The sequence below is a fragment of the Chloroflexota bacterium genome (assembly GCA_016235055.1).
GTDB lineage: Bacteria > Chloroflexota > Anaerolineae > JACRMK01 > JACRMK01 > JACRMK01.
On record JACRMK010000007.1, the window covers coordinates 19,233 to 41,192 of the forward strand.

General features: G+C 66.4%; 18 protein-coding genes and 1 pseudogene. 3 read left to right on the forward strand and 16 right to left on the reverse strand.

Annotation, left to right across the window (positions count from 1 at the left end; genetic code table 11):
* Positions 1–54: 54 nt before the first annotated feature.
* The 7 genes and pseudogenes from HZB53_01530 to HZB53_01560 form a co-directional block, all read right to left on the reverse strand.
* Entirely contained in the window at positions 55–1,446 is a 1,392-nt protein-coding gene (locus HZB53_01530) for an MFS transporter (protein MBI5876304.1), read from the reverse strand.
* Positions 1,447–1,450: 4 nt separating this feature from the next.
* A complete protein-coding gene (locus tag HZB53_01535; protein MBI5876305.1) occupies positions 1,451–1,834 on the reverse strand; it encodes a hypothetical protein in 384 nt (127 codons plus the stop codon).
* Positions 1,835–1,889: 55 nt separating this feature from the next.
* Entirely contained in the window at positions 1,890–2,477 is a 588-nt protein-coding gene (locus tag HZB53_01540; GenBank protein ID MBI5876306.1) for a helix-turn-helix transcriptional regulator, read from the reverse strand.
* Positions 2,478–2,840: 363 nt separating this feature from the next.
* Positions 2,841–3,536 (reverse strand): annotated as a pseudogene (locus HZB53_01545) (hypothetical protein).
* 54 nt (positions 3,537–3,590) lie between these two features.
* Entirely contained in the window at positions 3,591–5,108 is a 1,518-nt protein-coding gene (locus tag HZB53_01550; protein ID MBI5876307.1) for a hypothetical protein, read from the reverse strand.
* Between the two features lie 234 nt (positions 5,109–5,342).
* The gene (locus HZB53_01555) at positions 5,343–6,494 is read right to left on the reverse strand and encodes a hypothetical protein (GenBank protein ID MBI5876308.1); all 1,152 of its coding nucleotides are present in this window, start codon (positions 6,492–6,494) and stop codon (positions 5,343–5,345) included.
* A 67-nt stretch (positions 6,495–6,561) separates the two neighbouring features.
* Complete coding sequence (locus tag HZB53_01560; GenBank protein ID MBI5876309.1) at positions 6,562–7,899, reverse strand: GTPase; 1,338 nt, start codon at positions 7,897–7,899, stop codon at positions 6,562–6,564.
* 259 nt (positions 7,900–8,158) lie between these two features.
* Between HZB53_01560 and HZB53_01565 the strand changes: the two genes are divergently transcribed.
* Positions 8,159–9,421 (forward strand): PLP-dependent aminotransferase family protein, encoded by a 1,263-nt coding sequence (locus tag HZB53_01565; GenBank protein ID MBI5876310.1) that lies wholly within the window; start codon positions 8,159–8,161, stop codon positions 9,419–9,421.
* Positions 9,422–9,454: 33 nt separating this feature from the next.
* Positions 9,455–9,664 (forward strand): hypothetical protein, encoded by a 210-nt coding sequence (locus tag HZB53_01570; GenBank protein MBI5876311.1) that lies wholly within the window; start codon positions 9,455–9,457, stop codon positions 9,662–9,664.
* Between the two features lie 194 nt (positions 9,665–9,858).
* Here HZB53_01570 and HZB53_01575 read toward each other — a convergent pair whose 3' ends face one another.
* The 9 genes from HZB53_01575 to HZB53_01615 form a co-directional block, all read right to left on the reverse strand.
* A complete protein-coding gene (locus HZB53_01575) occupies positions 9,859–10,380 on the reverse strand; it encodes a copper chaperone Copz family protein (GenBank protein ID MBI5876312.1) in 522 nt (173 codons plus the stop codon).
* Positions 10,373–10,822, reverse strand: coding sequence for a heavy metal-responsive transcriptional regulator (locus HZB53_01580; GenBank protein MBI5876313.1), 450 nt, complete (start codon positions 10,820–10,822; stop codon positions 10,373–10,375). Before HZB53_01580 ends, HZB53_01575 begins: the two co-directional genes overlap by 8 nt.
* A gap of 176 nt (positions 10,823–10,998) precedes the next feature.
* A complete protein-coding gene (locus tag HZB53_01585; GenBank protein MBI5876314.1) occupies positions 10,999–11,871 on the reverse strand; it encodes a universal stress protein in 873 nt (290 codons plus the stop codon).
* 142 nt (positions 11,872–12,013) lie between these two features.
* Positions 12,014–14,710 (reverse strand): cation-translocating P-type ATPase, encoded by a 2,697-nt coding sequence (locus HZB53_01590; GenBank protein ID MBI5876315.1) that lies wholly within the window; start codon positions 14,708–14,710, stop codon positions 12,014–12,016.
* Positions 14,711–15,185: 475 nt separating this feature from the next.
* Positions 15,186–15,689: a universal stress protein gene (locus HZB53_01595; GenBank protein MBI5876316.1), complete on the reverse strand. Its 504-nt coding sequence runs from the start codon at positions 15,687–15,689 to the stop codon at positions 15,186–15,188.
* 128 nt (positions 15,690–15,817) lie between these two features.
* Positions 15,818–16,939 (reverse strand): sodium ion-translocating decarboxylase subunit beta, encoded by a 1,122-nt coding sequence (locus HZB53_01600; GenBank protein ID MBI5876317.1) that lies wholly within the window; start codon positions 16,937–16,939, stop codon positions 15,818–15,820.
* 1 nt (position 16,940) lies between these two features.
* The gene (locus HZB53_01605; GenBank protein MBI5876318.1) at positions 16,941–17,399 is read right to left on the reverse strand and encodes a biotin attachment protein; all 459 of its coding nucleotides are present in this window, start codon (positions 17,397–17,399) and stop codon (positions 16,941–16,943) included.
* Positions 17,396–17,716: a hypothetical protein gene (locus HZB53_01610; GenBank protein MBI5876319.1), complete on the reverse strand. Its 321-nt coding sequence runs from the start codon at positions 17,714–17,716 to the stop codon at positions 17,396–17,398. The genes HZB53_01605 and HZB53_01610 overlap by 4 nt, the downstream gene beginning before the upstream one ends.
* Positions 17,717–17,723: 7 nt before the next feature.
* On the reverse strand, positions 17,724–19,268 hold the full coding sequence (locus HZB53_01615) for an acyl-CoA carboxylase subunit beta (protein ID MBI5876320.1): 1,545 nt from the start codon (positions 19,266–19,268) through the stop codon (positions 17,724–17,726).
* Between the two features lie 186 nt (positions 19,269–19,454).
* Here HZB53_01615 and HZB53_01620 point away from each other — a divergent pair, with 186 nt between their 5' ends.
* On the forward strand, positions 19,455–21,914 hold the full coding sequence (locus HZB53_01620; GenBank protein MBI5876321.1) for an AAA family ATPase: 2,460 nt from the start codon (positions 19,455–19,457) through the stop codon (positions 21,912–21,914).
* Positions 21,915–21,960: the final 46 nt, after the last annotated feature.

The following is a 21,960-nucleotide window of genomic DNA, read 5'->3' on the forward strand; positions in this document are numbered from 1 at the left end:
CACGCGCGGCGCTCATCAGTTTACCACGGCCTGCGACAAAGGCTAGCGCGGCAGTTAATGCGATCCGCCGCCGCGCGCCAGCCCGGCAGGCGCCTGTTCTTCGCGGCCAGGTTTCAGTAGCGACAGCGCCGCGACGAATAGCAGCGCCAGCGTCGCCGACCATACCCAGAACGGCATGCTCATACCGCCCAGTTGGTACAGCGCGCCGCCGATGACCGGCGCCAGCGCGTTCGCCGCGCTGAGCAGCGAGGCGCTGACGCCGAGCGTGCCGCCAATTTCGCCCGGCTCGATCCGCTTGGTGATCAGACTGTTGATCGCCGGTTGCAGGATGCCGCCGCCGATCGCGGCGGGCACCATGGACAGCAGCAGCCAGCCGATCCCAAGCCAGCCGTTGCTGCCGTCGGCCGGCAGTTCGACCGGCACCGCATGGGGCGCCTGGCCCGGCAGGCTGCGCGTGCTGTCCAGTTCGTGCAGCACCTCGGCGCGCGAGTACCACGGCGGCGGCTGGGCTGGCGTCAGCGCCGTCAGCGCCAGCCCGAACGCGAGCAGCAGCAGCCCGGCGAAGATCAGCCGCCGGTCGCCATAGCGCCGGCTCCACCGGCCGACCAGGCCGCCCTGCACCGCGACGATGATCACGCCGGCAAAGACAAATACGGCCGCATTGCCCGACGCGTTCAGCCCGAGCCGGTTCAAGTTAAACAGCGCCAGCCACTGCTCGAACCCGCCAAAGGCGATCTGCTGAGCGAAGATCAGCATCAGCAGCAGCCCGACCGCCGGGTGCGTCAGCGCCGTGACGAGCGCGCCGAAACTGAACGGGGCGCGCGCCGCGCCGTTGGTGCGCTTCTCCGGGCCGTGCGTCTCCGTGAACCAGAACGTGGTCAGCAGGATCGAGGCCAGCGAGCAGAGCGCGGCGGCAAACGCGGGCACCCGGTAGTCGTTGCCGGTCGCGGCCAGCGAGACAAAGGCGATGGTCGGTCCGATGATGAAGCCGAGCCCGAACGCCGCGCCCAGCAGGCCGAGCCCCTGGGTGCGCGTCTGCTCTGTCGTGCTGTCCGTGATGGCCGCCTGCGCCGTCGAAATGTTGGCGCCCGACAGGCCATCGACGATACGCGCCAGGAACAGCAGCCACAGCGCATTGGACAAGCCGAGAATCAGGAAACCGATGAACGTGCCGATCTGGCTGATGATCAGAACCGGCTTGCGCCCGAAGCGGTCGGAGAGGCGGCCGAGCAGCGGCGCGCCGATAAACTGCATCACCGGGTACGCGGCGCCCAGCAAGCCGATGGTAAATGCGTCGGCCCCGAACGCGGTCGCGTACAGCGGCATCAGCGGGATGATGATCGTCAGGCCGAGCAGATCGATCAGCACGATCACGAAGATCGGCAGGATCTTATTGAGGTCGAGCTTGTCGCCGGCGGCCGGCGTACTGGCAGTCTGCGCCGTCACGAAACTAGATCCCCTTGCTCGATGTAACAATGACCAGGCCAACGATCACCAGCACCAGCGATGCCACGATCGCCAACAGGTTGTTGCGCTGGCGAATGGCATCGGGCGCGGTCTTCCAGCGCATCGGCAGGTGCGCGACAACCACGGCGATGATCATAGTGATCGCGTGCTCAATACGGACCGGAGTGAAACCAAGCCCGATCAGCACGATCAGGCCGAGCAGCGCCTGGGCATCCATCAGGCCGCTGAAGCCTGACGTAAGCCCGCGATCCATGCCGTCGAACGGGCGCTTGGCCAGCCAGCCGTAGCCGAGCTTCAGAATGGCGACGGCGGCGATCACAAGGATCGCAAACCGCACGAGTGAATGCAGCATCAGAATAATGCCCATGGTAAGTTCTCCTTGCAGCAAAATGGGTTGGCGCGCACGAGGGCGCGCAGGATAGCTAACGCACCGCGCGGCGCGGCGGCGCGGGCGTTGCTTCGTCGTCAATGCAACGCAGGATGTCCTCGCGCACCGCGCGCTTCTTGAGTTGCTCCAGCAGGCCGTCGAGCCACGCGCTTTCGGCGCGCAGGTGCAGGACGTGATGCTGGAGCGTGAAATACGCCGGCGTACCCGGCGTGTGGCGCTCCAGCGCCGCCTGCATGGCGGTCATGCGCTGCGCGATGCCGGCGCGCTTCTGGTCGAGGCAGGCGCGCGCCTCGGCGGCCGGCAGTTCGCTCAGGAAGAGCAGGCCGATGTCATCGACGAAGTACGCGGCCGGCGCGTCCTGCAGGTTGCGGCGCAGCAGGTCGGCGAAGTGCCCTGCGCCCTGCGCCGTCAGGCGGTAGGTGCGGCGCTCCGGCCGGTGGCCCTCGCGGGAGACGCTTTGCGCCACGTCGCCCGTCACTTCGAGCTTGGCCAGCAGATGATAGAGCGTCGGCTTTTTGAGATCGGTCAGGTAGCTCAGCCGCTTGTCGATCAAGTCGCCGAGGTGGTAACCGTGCATCTCCTGCAACTTGAGCAGGCCGAGCACCAACAGCGTGTTGTCCATTTCAATCCTTGTTGAATAGTTCGTATTGACTATTCAACAGAGAATATAAACGCGCGCGCGCAGGCTGTCAAATTCGACTGGGCAAGCAGGTGTATCGACTGACTGTCGGAATTCACAAGCCCGTCATGCCGGCGTGTGGTTAGCCGGCATCCACTCTAACGGCAAGCTCGCATTTCTGACGTCACTCCATTCGAGTGGATTCCGGCCAAAAGCGCGCCGGAATGACGCTCTGTTGGGTCGCGGTCAGCTTCTTGCCCTCCGACCGGTTCCGGCATACCCATAGCAAGCGACAGCCCCGGCGAGCCGATCTCGACCGGGGCTGTCGCGTACGCGTACGTCAACGAGCACGGCGCGTTCAATCCGCTATTGGCCCCCCGCCAACCGCTCGGCGCGCTCCTTGATGCCCAGCAGCATCTTGCGTTCCATGATGAAGCTACCCGGCTCCAGCAGTGCGCCGTAAAACACCCGGTTCGCCGCGCTCGGATTGTAGTCCAGCATAAAGCGCTCGACCAGACGGGTCGCACCGTCGCCACGCTCACTGAGCGCGAACGTCCAGACCACGGCCATATAATCGCCCGGCTTCAGGTCCATCACCTTCCGTGTGTCCGCATCACCGGGCATCCGCGTGTCGCCGTGCAGAACGAGCGTGCGCTGGGGGTCGAGGATGGCGACGCGCGGGCCGAAGCCATTGGGCGCCAGCGGCAACACGTCGCCAACCGTGATGCCCTGGTGTTCCGGCATGACGCGATCGGCGCTGTGAAAGTTCAGGCCGAACGCATTTTCCAGCCAATCGTATGAATACATGCCGCCGCGCCCCTGCCCCATCTGCACCAGCCACGGCCAGACTTCGCACGGGCGGGCGCCGATCGTGATGGCGTGCGTCGCCCGCAGCTTCGGCGCGGGCACGAGCTCGTCGCCCGGCAGAGCCTGCGATACTTCGGCGTCTGTCGCGCCCCAGCGGGTGTGCTATGGGCGAATCAAATAACGGTACACCGGTACCAGCGCCGTGCCGACGGCGATCCCCGCGATCAATTGGTTCAGACGATGATTGCGCTTCATACGTTGCGCTCCGGCCTCAGTCGAATAGGGCGGTGACAACTGCCGCCGCGCGCCTCAATACTCCGGGCAATCGTAACTCTGCTTGATCCACTGCCAGAGCAGTCCCTGGCTGAACTTGCCGCGCGAATCGTAGGCGCGGCTGTAACGCTCCAGGATCAGGTCTTTGCGGTTGAGGTCCTGCAGCGTGTAAATGAGCACCAGATAGGCGTAGTACTCGTCCTGCACGGTGCAGCCGCACTTCGCGCCGTTCTCCAGCCGGCGCATGGCGTGCGTCATCTCGTGCGCCATCGTCGCCGCGACAGCCTCCACGCTGTTATCGCGGAAGAACGTCGAGCGAATCGAAATCGTCCCGGGCTGCGTGTTGCACGACTTGGAGCTGGTCGCGTAATAGCCGTTGGCCGTGCCGGAGAAGTTCTCCAGCCGGATCGGGATGCGGAACTTGAGCGCGGTCTGCGCCACCTCGCGCACGACCGCCTGCCGCGAGCCGGCGACCTTGTACCAGGCCGGCAGCAGGCTGGGTTCGACGACCTCCTCCGGCCGGGCGGGCCCGCGCGGCGTGGCCGTCGGCTGCGCTTTGGGCGCCAGCACCTCGAACTCCGCGCCGCGCTGCAGTGTGCCGCCCAGATACAAATTGAACGTGTAGCGGCCCGGCGAGAGCGAGCCGTCGCTGCTGTTCAGATAGGCGTAGTCGACGCCGTTCTCGGCCTCCTCCCATTTCAGGTCGCTGCGCCCGATCGATTTGCCGTCGCGCAGCCACTCGCGCGACCAGGTCACGCCCGGCGTGAAGTTGAAGTACACGAACGTCGCATACACGCGCTTGGTGCCCGGTTCAAACACAGTGGCCGCACCCAGCAGATCGTTGTCGTCGGTGATGTCGCGGCCGAAGTTGATCGGTCCGAACGACGGCTGTTTGGCCTTGGGCGGCGCGGACGGGGGCGCCACCTCGAAACTCGCGGCCTGCACCGCCTGGTCGCCAATAAAGAGCGTCAAGACAAAGCGGCCGGCCAACCCATCTTCATCCTCCAGCGAATAGGCCAGCCAGCCATCGGCGTCCTCGTCCCACGCTTCATCATACGACTCGAGATAGATCTGCCCATCGCGCGTCCAGCGCCTGCCCCAGGCCTGCCCCTGCGGCATATTCGCGAACGTGAAATACGCCCAGACTTTGGTAGTGTCGGCTTGGAAGCGCGTCGTGGGGTTGACCGGCGCGCCGTCGTCGGTCACGTCTTCGCACATCACGATGGTGCTGAATTGCGGCTTGCCCGCCGGCGTCGGCGCGCGGGTCGGCAGCGGAATCGGCGGAAACCAGAGCGTTGGCGTGGGCGATGCGGCCGCGGGGGGGGCGGTGGGCGGTCGCGTGGCCGTAGCGGCGCGCTCGATCGGGGCCGGGGTCTGCGTCGGCGCCGGCGCGGCGGTCGGGCTGGCCAGCGACACCGCCAGGCTGCCCGGCGTTGCGGCCGGCGTGGGCGTCGGCTGATCCAGCGAGATGGTGACCGGCCCGATACTGCACGTGACGGAAAACAGCGCGAGCACCAGCAGTAACATCAGCGCGGCCCGTTGCGACCTGCTCATGGGCTCCTCCTCGTGTGACACGCGGTTGGCCGCCCGTCGCGCACGGCCAACCGCTGTGCGCTCGAGCGGGTTGCGGAATAATCCGACATAGTGCCACACAGGGCTGCACGCGCACGTAGGGACAGGCCTTTGGCCTGTCCGACGGGCAGGCGACGTGTCGCACCCTTTGGGGTGTCAAAGACCTGCCCCTACACAGCGAACCGCATGGCGTGCCCGATGTTTCGGCAAAATGCTCTAGTAGCGGAAGACCGCCGCCAGCGGCGAGTCCTCTGCCATCGCATCCGTGGGCATGCTGTAGACGCGCCCACCAGTCAGCAGCGTCTTGATCGCGGCAAAGTCCAGCAGGTCGTCGTCACCGGGGCCTGGTACCGCATGCACGTCCAACCGGTCGGCGTCGGGGTCGTACTGGCCCCAGCGCTGCACGCCGGCGGCCACCAGCAGCGTCTCCACGCGCCCCTGGTACGCGGCTGGCACGACCGCCTCCAGGTGATTGGAGGCGCGCGCGGTGCCCGACCAGCGGTGATAGGCATCCACCGCGTCGTTGCGCGCCCGCGCGAAGCGCGGTTCCACGAGCGCCCACGCCGCCGCGTGCAGTTCGGCCGCTGTGCGGTCATCCGGGTTGCCCGTGATGCCTTCGGGCAACAGATGCGTGTACGTGTTCACATCGCGGTACATCGGCTGCAGATACTGCACGCCGGCCAGCACCAGCGGCACATTCTCGATATGCAGCATGCGGTGAATGCCGTGGTTCACCTGCTGGAAGTAGCGCGTGATGCGATCCTTGCTGTCGTCGTGCCCCTCGCCGTGACCGTGGAACATCGCGAATGGCCCGCCCGCGCCCGGCGAACTGATCGTATGAAACTGGTGGGACTTCTCGACCTCATCGGACTGCAGCGCCTCCGCCAGGCCCTGCGGCATGTGCTCCGGCGTCACCTCGTTGATGCCGAAATGCGAACCCACCAGCAGCCGCACGGCGTTCTGGCTCAAGGCCAGCACGTAGAAGCGGCCGTCGTCGCGCAGCAGCGGCAGCAGCGGCTTGACATGGAAACGGGGGGCGACCGCCACGCTCTCTTCCAGCGCCAGCGGCAGATGGAAGACGCGGAATAGATCGTCCGCCGCGAATACGGCCATGCCGTCGCCCGGCTGGCGCCAGAACGCGGGGTCTTCGGCGAGCCGATGCACCGGCTCCAGGATCGATTTTGCCGCCGGCGACCGCATACCGCCGGCGACCAACTGCTCCTCGGCGGCCCGCAGCAACTGCTTGAAGCGGACCCGGTCGCCGTGTGTCTCCACGGCCGAGCGGTGCGTGGGCAGGAAAATGGACACACACGGGCCAGCCCGCTTCAAGGCCAGGGTCTTCAGGTCATCCAGCGTGAAGGTATTCATACGCTCCTCCACTAGTTGCTAGCTGCTAGTCGCCAGTTGCTAGTCACTAGCTGCTAGTTGCTAGTTGCTAGTCGCTAGCTGCTAGCCGGCGCAGCCAGCCGCGCATCACTTCGGCCAGCGTGGGGCGACCGATCTCCTGCAACTCATAACCCACGCGCTGGCACGGTTTGCGAATCGTGATCAGACGCCGCAGGTCGATCGGCGTCGCGATCAGCACCAGATCGACCGACGCGGCGTCAATCGTCGCTTCGAGGTCGCGCACCTGATCCGCGCCATAACCCATGGCGGGCAGCACGGCGCCGGTCGCCGGATACTGCGCATAGGTGGCCGCAATCGAACCCACGGCCCATGGTCGCGGGTCCACAATCTCGGCCGCGCCGAAGCGGCGCGCCGCCACCACGCCCGCGCCGTACGCCATGCCGCCGTGCGTGAGTGTGGGCCCGTCCTCGACGACCAGCACGCGCCGCCCGGCGATGCCCGCCGGATCGTCCACGCTGACCGGCGACGCCGCAGCGATGACCGTTGCGGCCGGGTTCACGCGCCGGATGCTGTCGTAGACGGCGTTCACATCCTCCGGCCGCGCTGCGTCCACTTTGTTGACGACGACCACGTCGGCCATGCGCAGGTTGGTTTCGCCGGGGTGATAGGCGAGCTCGTGGCCGGCGCGCAGCGGGTCGGCGACGACGATCAGCAGATCGGGCGTATAGAACGGGAAGTCGTTGTTGCCGCCGTCCCACACCACGACGTCGGATTCGGCCTCGGCGGCGCGCAGGATGCGTTCATAGTCCACGCCCGCATAGACGACCGTGCCGCCGGCCAGGTGCGGCTCGTACTCCTCGCGCTCCTCGATCGTCACGTCGTGCCGGGCGAGATCGTCGTAGCATGCAAAACGCTGCACCGCCTGCCGGGTCAGATCGCCATATGGCATCGGATGGCGCACGACCACCGCGCGTTTGCCCGCTTCCTTGAGCAGCGCGACGACGCGCCGCGTGGTCTGCGATTTGCCGGCGCCGGTGCGCACCGCGCAGACGGCCACGACCGGCTTGAGCGAGCGCAGCATCGTCGCGCGCGGGCCGAGCAGACGAAAGTCCGCGCCGGCTGCCAGCGCCACGGATGCCTTGTGCATCACATCGACGTGCGCCACATCGCTGTACGCAAAGATGACCTGATCGACGCGCTGCTCGCGCACCAGGCGCGCCAGATCGGCTTCGGGATGGATCGGGATGCCCGCCACGTAACGCGGCCCGGCGAGAACGGGCGGGTAACGGCGGCCGTCGATGTTGGGGATCTGCGCCGCCGTGAACGCCACCACCTGGTAGGCCGGGTTGTCGCGGAAGCAGACGTTGAAGTTGTGGAAGTCGCGGCCGGCCGCGCCCATGATGACCACGCGAATCGGGTCGGGCATGGATAGGCTCCTTTCAACCGCGTCGTTGCGCGCCAGTCGCGCGGGCGAACTCGCCCCTGTTCATTATGAGCGTGCGGGACGCGCGGGTGAAGTAGCATATGTCCTGTGAATTGCGGGACATCTGCCCAATGGCTTGACAGTACGGGCAGTTGGGGCTAATGTGAAATGGGGCATTTGCGAGGCAGGCGACGCATCCCCTGGCGGCGGCTGGCACGTTCCGTGCGGGCAGCGCAGCCATTACTGCACCAGGAGTGGTACTATGCAAACGCTATGGGAGCAGCGCTACGCGCAGCGAACCCAACAGATGAAGAGTTCGGCCATCCGCGAGATCCTGAAGCTGACCGAGGAGCCCGACATCATTTCGTTCGCCGGCGGTCTGCCCGCCAGCAATTTCTTCCCGGTGCAGGCGATGCGCGAGGCCAGCCAACGCATCCTCAGCGATCAGAGTGCTGCGGCGCTGCAGTACGGCACGACGGAAGGCTACCGCCCGCTGCGCGAGATGATCGCGGAGGATACCGAGCGCTACGGGCCACGGCTCTCGCCTGACAATGTGCTCGTGACCTCCGGCTCGCAGCAGGCGCTCGATCTGCTCGGCAAGGTGTTCATCAATCCAGGCGACCACATCCTCGTCGAGTCGCCCACCTACCTAGGCGCGCTGCAGGTGTGGAGCGCCTACGGCGCGGAGTACGTAACGGTGCCAACCGATGCGGACGGCATGCAGACCCCCGCACTGGAGGCGGCCCTGCGCACCGGCCCGAAGTTCATCTACGTCCTGCCCAATTTCCAGAACCCGACCGGCGTGACCATGTCGCTGGAGCGCCGCGAGCGGTTGGTGGAACTGGCCGACCACTACGGCGTGCCGATCATCGAGGACGACCCGTACGGCCAACTGCGCTATGCGGGTGTGAATCTGCAAACAGTGGCGTCGCTGGACGCGGAAATGCACGACGGCGACGACAGCACGTACACCGGCAACGTGATCTACCTCAGCACGTTCTCGAAGACGCTCGCGCCCGGTCTGCGCGTGGCGTGGGTGGTCGCGCCGGCCGCGGTGATCCGCAAGCTGGTGCAGGCCAAGCAGGGCGCGGACCTGCACACGGCGACGTTCAACCAGATTCTGGCGTACGAGGTGTCGAAGGGCGGCTTCCTCGCCCGGCACGTGCGGATGCTGCGCGACGTGTATCGCGAGCGGCGCGACGCCATGCTGGCGGCGATGGAGGCGCACTTCCCGCCCGGCGTGCAGTGGACGCGGCCGGATGGCGGCCTGTTCCTCTGGGTAACGCTGCCGGCCGGCGCCAGCGCGGCCGAGCTGCTGCGCGCGGCGATTGCGCACAAGGTGGCGTTCATCCCCGGCGGCGCGTTCCACCCGTGCGGCGGCGGCGAGAACACGCTGCGGCTGAACTTCTCATTCTGCCCGCCCGATACCATCCGCGAGGGCATTGCGCGGCTGGGGCAGGTAATGCGCGAGCAGTTGCCTGCGTACCGCCCGCCGGTGGCGCCGGCAGTACCCATGCCGGGCTAACGCAGCGCGGCCCGGCGCCCATGGAGGTGGCCGATGATTGAGTTCGTGATTTACCAGGACGAGGCGGATCTGTATCGCTGGCGGCTCGTCACCGCGCAGGGCAAGACACTCGCCGTGGCGGCGGAAGGCTGCACGCGCGAAGCCGACCTGCGCTCGCAACTCGACCTGCTGCGGCACCAGGTACGGGTGGCGCGGGCGCGGCGCGAGAACCGCATGATCGAAGCGGAGATACCACAGATCTGAGCGCGTCCGCTCTACGCAAAAAGAACCGGCTGGCACGATGCCAGCCGGTCTCTGTTTGCTACGCCATCGTGTGAGAAATGTTGGGGCTGGGGGTATGCCATTGAACGCCCATTGGCGATTGGCCTTCCCTCAGGCCATCTTCGATGGGGATCAGAGCGTGAGCAGCGGGGAGTGCCGGCGCACGGCCGATCTTTTCAGTGCGCCGCTATACCCACTGATGCGTCCACTCGCTTTATCAATCCGCGCACGTTGCCCAAACAGCATGAGCCTTGCGGGTTTCGCAAATCACAGGCGCATTGGCCGGCGTTAATGCCCACGTTAATATCCTCTACGATGGCAGCGCGGGATTCAGGCGTGGCGATGCGAATTTCGCCTAGCGTGTGCCGGAAGCAGTAGCAGACGAAAACGTCATCGCTGTCCGGTTCTTTTTGATAGACTCGCTCGTGGAAGTGATCGACAGTGAAAACCTGCTTGCCATCGGGCGAGAAATAGACAACGGAGCACGTTTGTGTGCGGCAAAACAGATATTCCACGTCTCGCACTTCTCGCAAACTCACTGATAGGAGGGCTTTGACCGTTTGCCCCTGTACGGGCTTCCCGGTTTTACCACACTCCGGGCAAACGCCCATAGCGCGTGGCAGACGTTGGAAGTTCTGCGCCGGCAGCTCGCAAACGGCGTTCCCGGCTTCCGGTGGGCAACAGCAAGAATCAGTCATGGAAAGACTCCCTTCTCTGGATGATGACCTGCCCTGAATCGCGGTGGGTCTTGAGTAAATAGCAAATGCAATGGTCGCCTTGCACATCGTCAAGTGGCAGGATTGCGCCTTCACTTTGAAGCTGTTTGAGCGATTCGCGAAGGCTCAATAGGTCTGCAACACGGCGATCAATCGCGCTTAGCCGTTGAGCAATGGCATCCAGCACGCGCTCGCAGGGCGCGATGCCGTTATCGCGGGCGGCGAGGATTTCTGAAATATCAGCGAGCGAAAGACCTACGCCGCGCGCGCTGGCGACAAACCGCAAACGCTCAACATCGGCAGGCGTATATTGCCGATAGTTATTCGTCGACCGTTTTGGATTTGGCAACAATCCAATCGACTCGTAATACCGAATTGTTCTGGCCGGCACGCCGCTAAGTTGAGCCAATTCTCGAATGACCATTTCGATTGCCTCCTACTCTACACCTTCCAGTCGCTGGAATGTCAAGCCCCAATTCCATTCAACACAAATATCGCTTTGGCTGACAACCAGTTTAGCCCGGTGCGGGGAGCCGGACACCCCAAGCGGGGCCTGTGGTGGGGCGTTCAATTGAACGCCTGAACGCCCCAACTGGTTGGTCACCCCGTCGCGCGCACCAGCAGCAGCGGCTTCGTTGCGTGCCGCAGCACGCGATCGGCGATGCTGCCCAGCATCCAGCGCGTCACCCCGGACAGGCCGTGCGTGGACATCACGATCAGATCGGCGTGCTGGCTGTCGGCCGCGTTGAGGATGTGCTCGGCGATGTCGCCGGACTCGGCCTGCCAGTGCGCGTGCACGCCGTTGGCGGCCAATCGCTGCGTCACGTCGACCATGTACTGCTTCGAGTACGCGTACGTGTCCCGCATCACCCGCTCGACCGCCGGGTCGTTTGACGCGTCGAACGTGTAGCCCGACGTGTCCCAGACGTGATAGAGCAGCAACTCCGCATCGAACGCCAACGCCAGCGCGGTCGCGGGCGGCAGGGCGCGCTCGGCCAGCGGCGAACGGTCGAGCGGCACCAGCAGGCGGTGCAGCGCGGGCGGTCCGGCATCCGGAGACAACTGCGCGCGCACCAGCAGCACCGGCACCGGTGAGGCGTGCAGCAGCTTGTCCGCGATGCTGCCGTAAACCCAGCGCTGCACGCCGCCGCGCCCGTGAGTGGACATCGCGATCAGATCGGCGTTGCTCCGCGCGGCATGACCGAGGATCGCCTGCGCCGCCGGGCCGGCGGCCACCACGCAATCAACCGCGAGGCCGTCCTGTCGCAGCGACGTCGCCACGCGCTCCAGATCGTCGCGCGCGTGCAGTTCCATTTCGCCGACGGTGGTCGGCCCGACGACCGGCTGCGCCGTCTCCAGCGCGTGCAGGAGCGTCAGGCGGCCGCCCATGCGCGCCGCCAGCACGCGCGCCCAGCGCAGCGACTGCTCGGCCACCGGCGACAGGTCGAGCGGCACGATGATGTGGTCGAACATGGCTCCCCCTCTCGCGACAGGATGACAAGATGACTTGATGAAGAGATGACCGGATGACAAGGTGAAAGGGTGACGCGATGAGACAGTCACCTTGTCACTGTGTCACCAAGTCATCTTGTCATCCTGTCATCCCCTCATCCGTTCACGCCGTTCGTCGCCGCTGCACCCACTTCTCCAGTTCGACGGCCCAGAAGATGATGGAGCTCAGCGCCAGCGCGATCAGCAGATCGGGCCAGGCCAGCGGTTTGGTCGAGAAGAACTCCTGCATGAACGGCAGATAGACGACCGCCAATTGCAGTACAAACGTCAGGCCGATCGCGCTGATCAATGCCATGTTGGAGAACACCCCGGCGGTGAACAACGAGTCGCGCCCGGTGCGGATCGCCAGCACGTGCGCCATTTGCGCCAGTGTCAGCACAATGAAAACCATCGTCTGCCATTCGGCGCGCCCGGCCCGCCAGTAGGCCCAGCCCGCGCCGAGCGATAGCCCGGCCATCAGCAGGCCGACCCAGATGATATGCCAGCCCATACCGCGCCCGAAGAAGCTCTCGCTGCGCGCGTTGGGCGGGCGGCGCATCGCGTTGCGCTCGGCCGGCTCCACGCTCAGCGCCAGCGCGGGCGGGCCATCGGTCACCAGGTTGATCCAGAGAATCTGCAGCGGCAGCAGCGGCAGCGGCATGCCGATGAACGGCGCGGCCAGCATGACCCAGATCTCGCCCGAATTCGACGCCATCAGGTAGCGGATGAACTTGCGCACGTTGTCGTAGATCGTGCGCCCCTCTTCGACCGCCGCGACGATGGTGGCGAAGTTGTCGTCGAGCAGGACCATGTCGGCCGCTTCTTTCGACACGTCGGTGCCCGTGATGCCCATCGCCACGCCGATCTCGGCCCGCTTGAGCGCCGGCGCGTCGTTGACGCCGTCGCCGGTCATGGCGACGACGTGCCCGCGATTCTGCAGCGCCTGCACGATCGCCAGCTTGTGCTCCGGCGAGACACGCGCATAGACGGAGACCGTCTCGACGACCAGGTCCAGCGCTGCCGCGTCCATGCCGTCCAGGTCGCGCCCGGTCAGGATGCCGTCGTCATCCGGGCCGGCGATGTCGAGCGCGCGCGCGATCGCCTGCGCGGTGAGCGGGTGATCGCCGGTGATCATCACCGGGCGGATGCCAGCGGCGCGGCAGGTATGCACGGCGTCGCGCACCTCGGCGCGCGGCGGGTCGATCATGCCCATCAGCCCGGCAAAGACCAGATTGCGCTCCAGCTTCGCTTTGACCGGCGCGGGCGCGCCGGGGTCAAACGCGTCCAGCGGGCTGACGGCGACGCCGATCACGCGCACGCCGCGCGCGGCCAGCTCGTCGTTCGCATGCGCGATGCGCAGCCGGTGCGCCTCGTCGAGCGGCGCCGCCTCCGCGCCAACCCAGACCCGGTCGCAGACCGCCAGCAGGCTGTCCACCGCGCCTTTGGTCAGCGCCACGTGCGCGGGCGCGCCTTCGCGCAGCGGCCCCGGCAGCGCGGCGCGATCGCCGACGGTGTGTACCGTCGTCATGCGCTTGCGGTTCGAATCGAACGGGATCTCGGCCACGCGCGGCAACGACTGCTCGAGTTCAACCTTGCGCATGCCCATGCGGTATGCCGCCGTCAGGAGCGCGCCTTCGGTCGGATCGCCGATCACTTGCGGGTTCGCGCCGTCCGCTTGCAGTTGCGCGTCGTTGCACAGCGCGCCGCCCAGCAGGGTTAGCGTGGCCGCCAGCGGTCGCCCGGCGGAGTCGCCCGGCGCAGTGCCGGGGTCGAAGCGCGCGCCCGCCACGTCCAGCACGATGACGGTCATGCGGTTTTCGGTGAGCGTGCCGGTCTTGTCGGAGCAGATGACCGTGACCGAGCCGAGCGTCTCGACCGCCGGCAGCTTGCGGATGAGCGCGCGGCGCTTGAGCATGCGCTGCGCGCCGAGCGCCAGCGCGATCGTGACAACGGCCGGCAACCCTTCGGGCACCGCGGCCACGGCCATGCTGACCGCCGTGAGGAACATCAGCCGGGCATCCTCGCCGCGCAGGATGCCGAGCACGAAGACGACGGCGACGATCACCAGCGCGATGCCCGCCAGTGCCCGGCCCAACTGGTCGAGCCGGCGCTGGAGTGGCGTCTGCTCCGCCGAGACGTCCTGAAGCATCGCCGCAATGCCGCCCAGCACCGTATTCATGCCGGTCTCGACGACGATGCCCGCACCGCGCCCGTACGTCACAACCGTGCCCATGAACGCCATCGTGTGACGATCGCCGAGCGAGGCGTCAGCCGGCACCGCCATCTCGGCAAATTTATCCACCGGATGCGATTCGCCGGTCAGCGTCGCTTCCTGCGCGCGCAGATTGACGCTCTCCAGCACGCGGCAGTCGGCGGGCACCAGCATGCCGGTCTCGAGCAGGATGACGTCGCCGGAGACCAGTTCGCGGGCCGAGCGCTCGCGCAGTATGCCGTCGCGCCGCACCTTGACGACCGGCGCGGCCAGTTTCTTCAGCGCCGCCAGCGCCCGCTCGGCGCGGTACTCCTGCGCGAAGCCAAGCGCCGCATTGAGGACGACGATCGCCGCGATGACAATCGCATCTTTTTCGTCGCCGAGGAAAACCGATACCGCAGCCGCGACGATCAGGATGACGACCATAGTGGCCGTTAGTTGCTCCCAGAGGATGCGCCAGGGGCTTGTCAGGCCGCGTTCGATCAGCTCGTTCGGTCCGTTGCGGGCCAGGCGCGCGGCCGCCTCGGTCTCGCTCAGGCCGGCGGCGTCCGACTCCACCTGGCGCAGCACATCAGCCGGGGGCAGCGCATGCCACGGTGCAGAACTCATTCGGTTCGCCTCATGTCATTTGGGATTGACCACAGCCGTCCTGGCAACAAACGGCCAGGGTAGCCCGTCCGGGAAGGGAGGGCAGGCTGCAGCGTCACACAATGATAGCACAGCTCGGCCGTACAGCGCGAGAGTCAGTACACCGATTTCCCCAATCGCTGAACCGTCACGACTGCGGAGGGTATACCGACGAACTGTCAGAACTCTGCAGTCCGTCATGCCGGCGTGTAGTAAGCCGGCATCCATATCCGCATGTGGCAAGTGTCCAGGCCGTGGTTGCCCAGACTGGATTCCGGCTAACATCATGCCGGAATGACGGGTTGGTGGGCCGCGGATGGCTTCTTGCCCTCCGACAGTTTTCGGGTATACCCGACTGCGGACTGCAGTGATTACCCAACTCGTTGCGTACAATGCGCGTCGAGGCCTCACAGGTCTTCAAAACCTGTGCGGTCTGGCCGTTATGGGAAATCACCAGTCAGGACTCCGTCACCACGGCCTGCACGCGACGCCGGCGGCGCTTGACGTCGGCCATGTCCAGGTGCGGGCGGATCAGCAGGACCGGAACCGGCGACGAACGCACCACCTTGTCGGCCACGCTGCCCATCAGCCAGCGCGCCGACGCACTGCGGCCGTGCGTGGACATCGTGATCAGATCGGCGCCGATGGCCGCGGCATGCCGGAGGATCGCATCGCACACGGGGCCGTCGCGTGTGTCAGCGCGCGCGGCAAAGCCGTCGGCGCGCAGCGCGGCGGCGATGTGATCGACATAGGACTGGGCGTCCGCGCGCAGCAGGTCGAGATCGTCGGCGAAGCGCAGGAACAGGTCGGCATCGGTGACGCCGGTATCCGGCGCCGGAAAGACGACCACGCGCAACAGGCAGATTTCGGAGTTGTGGCTCCGAGCGATCTCCTGTGCATGAATCAGCACCGCTTCCGACAGGGCCGAGCCGTCGAGTGGAACCAGAATACGCTTGAACATACGTCACCTCGGCCGGTGCGGGAGCGCCGTGCAGGCGGCACGAGTGCGGCCTGTGGACGGAGCGTGTCCCGCGACCGTGCAACCGGCGGCGTGCCAGGGCGACGCGCCGCGCGGCACGCGAGGGGCTGTCAGGCGGCGCCGAGCAGCGCAAGCACCACGCCGCCTGCCACGACGCTGGCGATCTGCCCCGCCGTGTTGGCGCCCATCGCATGCATCAACAGAAAGTTCTCGTAGTCCTCTTCCTGTCCGACCTTCTGCACCACGCGCGCCGCCATTGGGAAGGCGCTGATGCCGGCCGCGCCGATTAGCGGGTTCAGGTTGCCGCGCCCCAGCCAGTTCAGCAGCTTGGCCAGCAGCAGCCCGGCGGCCGTATCAAACGTGAACGCGACGATGCCGAGCACCAGGATGCTCAACGTCTCGATGCGCAGGAAAGCCGCCGCCTGCATCGTCGCGCCGACCGTCAGCCCCAAGAAGAGCGTCACAATGTTGGCGATTTCCTTTTGCGACGCCGAAGTCAGCCGCTCGACGACGCCGGACTCGCGCAGCAGGTTGCCCAGCATCAACATGCCGATCAGCGGCGTCGCCATCGGCACCAGTGTGCCGACCGCGATCGTCACCACAAGCGGGAACATCACGCGCGTGCGGCGGCTGATCACGCGGCTGGTATACGGCATGCGCACGGCGCGCTCGCGCCGTGTCGTCAGCAGGCGCATGATCGGCGGCTGGATCAGCGGCACCAGCGACATGTAGCTGTACGCGGTGACGGCGATCGGGCCGAGCAGGTGCGGCGCGAGCAGGCTGCTGACGTAGATCGATGTCGGGCCGTCAATCGCGCCGATGATGCCAATGGAGGCCGCCTCGTTCATATTGAAGCCAAGCGCCAGCGCCAGCAGCAGCGTGCCGAAAATGCCGAACTGCCCGGCCGCGCCGAGCAGCGCCATCTTCGGGTGCTCCAGCAGCGGGCCGAAGTCGGTCATCGCGCCGATGCCGATGAAGATCAGCAGCGGGAACAGCTCGTTGGACAGGCCCGCGCGCGACAGCACCTGCAGCATGCCGCCTTCCTGCACCAGCGGCGAGAGCGGCAGGTTGGCCAGGATCGCGCCCGCGCCGATCGGCAGCAGCAGCATCGGCTCGTACTCGCGCCCGACGGCCAGATAGATCAGCAGGCAGCCGGCGGCGATCATCACGACCGAGCCGAGCGTGACATGCGTAATGCCTTGCAGGAGCAGCGACAGGACCGTGCCGTCCATGCTAGGCGTCCCGGAAGCGCACGAGCAGGTCGTTGTGCGCGACGGTCTGGCCCGCCTGTACGCAGATTTCCTCGACGATGCCGTCGCGCGGCGAGCGCAGCGGGTTCTGCATCTTCATCGTTTCCATCGTGACCAGCACCTGCCCGCGCGTGACCGTATCGCCCGCCTTGACGGCGACCGAGACGATCGCGCCGGGCAGCGGCGCTTTCAACGCGGACACACGCCCCGCCGGAGTGGCGACCGACCGGGCCGCCGGCGACGACGACGGCGGCGGTGCAACACGGGCGGCCGGAGCGAGCGGCGCGGATGCGGCGGCCGGCGCCGGGCCGTCCTCGGAAACGAACTGCACGTCGTACGACTCGCCATCGTCGAGCGAGACGGTGTATCGATCCGTCGCGACCTCGTCCACGGCGAGCGTGTACGGCTTGCCGCCAATTTCAATCGTGTAGCGCCGCATCATGTCCTCCGGCGCACGCCCGTGCTCTGCTGCTGGCGCGTACGCCCGATCTTGACCCAATGTCCCGTCGGCTCGTCATCCCGGTGCGCAGACGTCGTCCGCGCCGCGCGATAGCGCACCACCGCCGTCAGAATCGCCGCGCGCTTCGCCGGATCCATGCCCGGCGCAACGGGCGCCTCCGGCGCAGCGGCCACCGCCGGTTCCACGCGGTCCAGGCGCACCATCAGCGCCATCAGGCCCCACAGGAGCGCCAGCAGCAGAAACACCAGGCCCATGCCCAGCACGGTCAGTTGCAGGCCGGCCGCCATCGCACTGTTCATGAGACCCTCACACCGGCATCAACCCGTGCTTCTTCGGCGGGTTCTGCTGCACCTTGCTGCGCAGGACGCCCAGGGCGCGGATCAGCCGCCCGCGCGTCTCGTGCGGCGCGATCACCTCGTCGATCTGGCCCATCGCGGCCGCGCTGTACGGGTTGAAAAACTTCTCGCGGTACTCGTCCACGAACGCCCGTTCCAGCGCCGCCGGATCGTTGGCCTCGCTCAGTTCCTTGCGGCGCAGGATGCGCACCGCACCCTCCGCGCCCATCACCGCAATCTGCGCCGTCGGCCACGCATACGCAAGGTCGCTGCGCATCCGCCGCGACGACATGGCGATATACGCGCCGCCCATCGCCTTGCGCATGATGACCGAGATCTTCGGCACCGTCGCCTCGCAATAGGCGTAGATGATCTTGGCGCCGTGCCGGATCAGGCCGTCGTACTCCTGCGCCACGCCGGGCAGGAAGCCGGGGCAGTCCACCAGCGTCACGACCGGGATGTTAAATGCGTCGCACAGGCGCACGAAGCGGCCGATCTTGTCGCTGGCGTTGATGTCAAGCACGCCGGCCATCACCGACGGTTGGTTGGCGACGACGCCGGTCGGGTAGCCGTCGAGCCGCCCGAAGCCAACGACGACGTTCTGCGCGTACGCAGCCTGCACTTCGAGGAAGCTGTCGCGGTCGAACACCGCGTCGATGACGGCGTGCACATCGTACGATTCATTCTCGCCGAGCGCGGCGATCGCATCGAGCGCGTCGCTCGTCTGCGGCGCGGGCGCCGGCGTGGCGGCGCGCGGCGGATCCTCCGTGTTGTTCTGCGGCAGGTAGCCGAGGATGCGGCCCACCAGCGCCAGCGCGCTGCGCTCGTCGTCCGCCACGAAGTGCGCTACGCCGCTGGTCGTTGCGTGTATCTCCGCGCCGCCCAGCGTCTCGTGCGTCACCTCCTCGCCCGTCACCGTCTTGACGACCTCCGGGCCGGTGACGAACATGTACGCGTTCTGCTGCGTCATGATGACAAAGTCAGTCAGCGCGGGGGAGTAGACCGAGCCGCCGGCGCACGGCCCCAGCATGATCGAGAACTGCGGGATGACGCCGGAGGCTTGCACGTGACGGTTGAACATCGCGCCGTAGGCGGCCAGGCTGCGCACGCCTTCCTGGATGCGCGCGCCGCCGGAGTCGAGCAGGCCGACCAAGGGGATGCCGCTTTCCAACGCGAGATCCTGCACCAGGCCGATTTTGATCGCCTGCGCCGCCGAGAACGAGCCGCCCAGCACCGTGAAGTCCTGCGCGAACACGGCCACGCGGCGGCCGCCCACCGTGCCGAAGCCGGTCACGACGCCGTCGCCGGAGAACTTCTGGTCGGCCATGCCGAAATCAGTCACATTATGCGTAACGAGCGCCCCCATCTCCTGGAAAGAGCCGTCGTCCAGCAGGAGCGCCACCCGCTCGCGCGCGGTCAGCTTGCCACGCGCATGCTGGGCCGCGATGCGCGCCGGGCCGCCGCCCTGCTCGGCCTGCGCGCGCACGGCCTGAAGTTCGCTTAGATAATCACCCATCCACAGATCTCCCCAAACCGGAACAGCAGTTTGCATCAGTATGGCATGAACAGCCAGGCCTCTCATGTTGCAAGTGTACCGGAAAGCGCATGATAGATGACACTTCAGCCGGTCAGTCATATAATCATAATGGGTGAAAGACGTATCGCACGCACCTTCCCCCCATTCGCGTCCCCTGGAGGCCACATGCCAGCACTTACAGCCGAACAGTTGCGCCGCAGGTACGACCCCGACACGCTCCCAGCCGAGACCACGGAGGCGGTGACGCCGCTGGAGGACATCATCGGCCAGAAGCGCGCCGTCACGGCGCTGCGCTTCGGGCTGGGCATCCAGCAGATCGGCTACAACGTCTTCGTTGCCGGGCCGCCCGGTATGGGCAAGATGACGGCGGTGCAGTCGTTCCTAGAGCGGGTCGCGCGAGCCAACGGCGCGCCGGCCGACTGGGTGTACGTCAACAACTTCGGCGACGCCTACCAGCCGAGCGTGTACCGGCTGCCGGCCGGCATGGGGCGACAGCTTCAGCAGGACATGAAGGCGTTGATTGATCAGGTGCGCCGCGGCCTGCCCAAAGCGTTCGAGAGCGACGAATACAGCTCGAAGCACGACGCCTGCCTGCGCGAGTTCAACGAGCAGCGCGAACTGCTGATCAGCCAGCTCAGCCAGGAAGCGACCAAGGCCGGGCTTGCGCTGGAAATGACGCCGGTCGGCGTGATGGTGATCCCGATGCTGGGCGGGCGGCCGCTGAATGAAGCGGAGTTCCAGGCCCTGCCGCCGGCCGTGCGCGAGGACTTCACCCATCGGCGCGAAGCTATCCAAGAGAAGATGAAGGCGGTGATGAAGAAGGTACGCGACCAGGAGCGCGCCACACAGGAAAAGCTCCAGGCGCTTGACCGCCAGGTCACCTTGTACATCGTCAGCGGACTAATGGAAGATCTGAACGAGAAGTACGCCCAGATGCCCGAGGTGGCCGGATACCTGGTCGCCGTACAGAAAGACATCCTGGAGAACATCGGCACGTTCAAGGGCGAACAGGCGGCGAAAGGCGACGGCTCGCCCATGTCGACGCCGTGGCTGGAGGAGTTGCCGTTCCGCAAGTACTATGTGAACGCGCTGGTGGACAACAGCAAGCAGGAAGGCCTGCCGGTCATCGTCGAATCCAACCCGACGTACAACAACCTGTTCGGTCGTGTCGAGAAAGAGACACAGTTCGGCGCGCTGTACACCGACTTCACGATGATCAAGCCGGGATCCCTGCATCGCGCCAACGGCGGCTACCTGGTCGTGCGCGCGGAGGACCTGCTGCGCAACTTGTTCGTGTGGGACGGGCTGAAGCGCGCCCTGCGCAGTCGCACCATCGAAATCGAGGAGGTGAGCGAGCGGCTCGGCTACCTCTCCACCAAGACGTTGCAGCCGCAGCCGGTCCCACTGGATGTGAAGGTCGTGCTGATCGGCAACCCGATGACCTATCAACTGCTCTACGCCTACGACGACGAGTTCCCGGAGATCTTTCGCGTCAAAGCCGACTTTGACACGCGCATGGAAGCGAGCAACGGGAACACCCGCGACTTCATTGCCTTCATCGCGACGGTGTGCAGCAAGGAGAGCTTGAAGCACCTCGACCGCACCGGCGTCGCCCGCCTGCTGGAACATGCCGCGCGGCTGGCCGAGGACCAGACGAAGCTCTCCACGCACTTCGGGGCGCTGGCCGACGTGATCCGCGAGGCGCACTACTGGGCGCTGCAGGCCAACCGGCCGTACATCGGCGCCGACGAGATCCGCAAGGCGCTCGACGAGAAGGTGTACCGCGCGCGGCAGGCCCAGGACCACATCGACGAGGCGATCGCACGCGACATCCTGCTGATCGACGTGGCGGGTGCGACGACCGGGCAGGTCAACGGCCTGTCGGTGTTGAGCCTGGGCGACTACGCCTTCGGGCGGCCCAGCCGCATCACGGCCAGCGTGACGCCGGGCCGCGACGGCGTGCTCGACATCGAACGCGAGGTCGAGCTGGGCGGCCCGCTGCACAGCAAGGGCGTGCTGATCCTGAACGGGTACCTGATGGAGCGCTACGGCGCGGCGACGCCGCTGTCGCTCTCGGCGCGGCTGGTATTCGAGCAGAGCTACGACGGCGTCGAAGGCGACAGCGCGTCCAGCGCCGAACTGTATGCGCTGCTATCGGCGCTGGCCGGCCTGCCGATCAAGCAGGGCGTCGCCGTCACCGGGTCAGTCAACCAGCACGGCGTGGTGCAGGCGATCGGCGGCGTCAACGAGAAGATCGAAGGCTTCTACGAGGTCTGCCTCGCCAAGGGACTGAGCGGCGAGCAGGGCGTGCTGATCCCGCAGAGCAACGCGGCGCACCTGATGCTGCGCGACGACGTGGTTGAGGCGGTGCGCGCCGGGCGCTTCCACATCTGGACCGTGTCGACAATCGACGAGGGCATCGCGCACCTGACCGGAGTGCCCGCCGGGCAGCCCGACGAGAACGGGCAGTTCCCGCCGGAGACCGTCGACTACCGGATCATGCAGAAGCTGATCTTCTTCGGCGAGAGCCTCAAGGGCTTCCCGGACGAGGACGAAGACGAGAAGAAGGACCCGCCGGCGACGGCGGACGGCACTGCACGACCGGATGAAAAGAAGACAGGGTGACGGGGTGGGCGCGACAACGGACAAGGAACGGACAAACGTACAGAGG

What these genes read in the sequence shown, in the direction of transcription:
- HZB53_01535 (MBI5876305.1), bottom strand. Translation starts at nt 1,834, where the DNA reads ATGGGCATTATTCTGATGCTGCATTCACTCGTGCGGTTTGCGATCCTT.
- HZB53_01540 (MBI5876306.1), bottom strand. Translation starts at nt 2,477, where the DNA reads ATGGACAACACGCTGTTGGTGCTCGGCCTGCTCAAGTTGCAGGAGATG.
- HZB53_01550 (MBI5876307.1), bottom strand. Translation starts at nt 5,108, where the DNA reads ATGAGCAGGTCGCAACGGGCCGCGCTGATGTTACTGCTGGTGCTCGCG.
- HZB53_01555 (MBI5876308.1), bottom strand. Translation starts at nt 6,494, where the DNA reads ATGAATACCTTCACGCTGGATGACCTGAAGACCCTGGCCTTGAAGCGG.
- HZB53_01560 (MBI5876309.1), bottom strand. Translation starts at nt 7,899, where the DNA reads ATGCCCGACCCGATTCGCGTGGTCATCATGGGCGCGGCCGGCCGCGAC.
- HZB53_01565 (MBI5876310.1), top strand. Translation starts at nt 8,159, where the DNA reads ATGCAAACGCTATGGGAGCAGCGCTACGCGCAGCGAACCCAACAGATG.
- HZB53_01570 (MBI5876311.1), top strand. Translation starts at nt 9,455, where the DNA reads ATGATTGAGTTCGTGATTTACCAGGACGAGGCGGATCTGTATCGCTGG.
- HZB53_01575 (MBI5876312.1), bottom strand. Translation starts at nt 10,380, where the DNA reads ATGACTGATTCTTGCTGTTGCCCACCGGAAGCCGGGAACGCCGTTTGC.
- HZB53_01580 (MBI5876313.1), bottom strand. Translation starts at nt 10,822, where the DNA reads ATGGTCATTCGAGAATTGGCTCAACTTAGCGGCGTGCCGGCCAGAACA.
- HZB53_01585 (MBI5876314.1), bottom strand. Translation starts at nt 11,871, where the DNA reads ATGTTCGACCACATCATCGTGCCGCTCGACCTGTCGCCGGTGGCCGAG.
- HZB53_01590 (MBI5876315.1), bottom strand. Translation starts at nt 14,710, where the DNA reads ATGAGTTCTGCACCGTGGCATGCGCTGCCCCCGGCTGATGTGCTGCGC.
- HZB53_01595 (MBI5876316.1), bottom strand. Translation starts at nt 15,689, where the DNA reads ATGTTCAAGCGTATTCTGGTTCCACTCGACGGCTCGGCCCTGTCGGAA.
- HZB53_01600 (MBI5876317.1), bottom strand. Translation starts at nt 16,939, where the DNA reads ATGGACGGCACGGTCCTGTCGCTGCTCCTGCAAGGCATTACGCATGTC.
- HZB53_01605 (MBI5876318.1), bottom strand. Translation starts at nt 17,399, where the DNA reads ATGATGCGGCGCTACACGATTGAAATTGGCGGCAAGCCGTACACGCTC.
- HZB53_01610 (MBI5876319.1), bottom strand. Translation starts at nt 17,716, where the DNA reads ATGAACAGTGCGATGGCGGCCGGCCTGCAACTGACCGTGCTGGGCATG.
- HZB53_01615 (MBI5876320.1), bottom strand. Translation starts at nt 19,268, where the DNA reads ATGGGTGATTATCTAAGCGAACTTCAGGCCGTGCGCGCGCAGGCCGAG.
- HZB53_01620 (MBI5876321.1), top strand. Translation starts at nt 19,455, where the DNA reads ATGCCAGCACTTACAGCCGAACAGTTGCGCCGCAGGTACGACCCCGAC.